This window comes from Streptomyces sp. WAC05292 (assembly GCF_003949955.1).
Classification (GTDB): domain Bacteria; phylum Actinomycetota; class Actinomycetes; order Streptomycetales; family Streptomycetaceae; genus Streptomyces; species Streptomyces globosus.
This window is the reverse complement of record NZ_RPSE01000709.1, coordinates 1-1,439: the sequence shown is the minus strand read 5'-3', so window position 1 is coordinate 1,439 and position 1,439 is coordinate 1. Positions and strand designations below refer to the sequence as shown.

Genomic DNA, 1,439 nt, shown 5'->3' with positions numbered 1-1,439 from the left:
GTCGGGGGTCACGGCCGCGTCAGCTCCGCCCGTGGCGCAGGGCGGGGTGGGCTCCGGCGGCGACGAGGTCGGCCACGGCCGACTTCGGGTCGCGTCCGGTCACCAGGGATTCCCCCACGAGGACGGCGTCGGCGCCCTCGTTGGCGTAGGCGATGAGGTCGTGCGGTCCGCGGATGCCGGACTCGGCGACCTTGACGACGTGTGCCGGGATCTCGCCGACGACGCGCTCGAAGGTGGAGCGGTCGACGCTGAGGTCCTTGAGGTTGCGCGCGTTCACGCCGATGATCTTCGCGCCGGCCGCGACCGCGCGCTCGACCTCCTCCTCGTCGTGGACCTCGACGAGCGGGGTGAGGCCGATGGACTCGGCCCGCTCGATGAGGGAGACGAGGGCCTCCTGCTCCAGGGCCGCGACGATCAGCAGCGCGAGGTCGGCTCCGTAGGCGCGGGCCTCCCACAGCTGGTACGCCGTGACGATGAAGTCCTTGCGGAGGATCGGGATGTCCACGCGGGCGCGGACGGCCTCCAGGTCGGCCAGCGAGCCGCCGAAGCGGCGCTGCTCGGTGAGGACGGAGATGACCGCCGCACCGCCCGCCTCGTAGTCGGCGGCGAGTCCGGCCGGGTCGGCGATCGCGGCCAGTGCGCCCTTGGACGGGCTGGACCGCTTGACCTCGCAGATCACCTTGACGCCGTCGCCGCGCAGGGCCGCGACGCCGTCCTTCGCCTGGGGCGCCTTGGCGGCACGCTCCTTGAGCTCGTCGAGGCTCACGCGGGCCTGCCGTTCGGCAAGGTCTTCGCGGACCCCTTCGATGATCTCGTCGAGCACACTCACGCGAGCGGCCCCCTTCCGGGTCGATGACGGTCGGCCGCCGTGCAGTCACGTACGACTGCAAGGTCGGCAATCAAATGGTATCCGGCCACGGCGCACCGCTCCGCACGCGGCTGCGGGCGTCCCATTGGCTGGACATTCGGAATACGGGATTCATAAGGGCCTCAGGGGGCCAGTGCGGCGCCGAAGGGAAGATTCCGGACGACGGAGAAGACCAGGGCCGCCCCGCCGAGGGCCCACCAGGACGGGCCGCTGAGGGCGAAGCGCGGGGTCGGAGCGCCGCGCCCGGCCCGCAGCAGCCACAGGGCTGCGAATCCGGCGAAGGCGAAGTAGCCGATCACGGCCATCGCATTGGCCCCGAATGCGGCGGCGAGATCGCCGTGGGCGAACGCGTGGGCGCTGCGCAGTCCGCCGCATCCCGGACACAGGATTCCGCTCAGCCGGAAAAGCGGGCAGACCGGATAGTGGCCGGGCTCATTGGGGTCCACGGCGCCCACGTACGCAAATGCGGCGGCCGCCGCGAGCACCGTGAGGGCCGGGGCGGCGAGCCTGCGCGCCCGCGAGGCCGGTACGGCTGCCGGGGCCCCGGGAGCGCCCGGCGCGGGCGGGGCGG

At 73.0% G+C, this 1,439-nt stretch carries 2 protein-coding genes; both read right to left on the bottom strand.

The features are described from left to right. Nucleotides 1-19: 19 nt before the first annotated feature. Nucleotides 20-829, bottom strand: coding sequence for an indole-3-glycerol phosphate synthase TrpC (gene trpC / locus EF903_RS32530; protein ID WP_125548524.1), 810 nt, complete (start codon nt 827-829; stop codon nt 20-22). A 161-nt stretch (nt 830-990) separates the two neighbouring features. Further along, nucleotides 991-1,439, bottom strand: a 449-nt coding sequence (locus EF903_RS32525; protein WP_260616229.1) for a DUF2752 domain-containing protein, incomplete at its 5' end; no start/stop codon positions are given.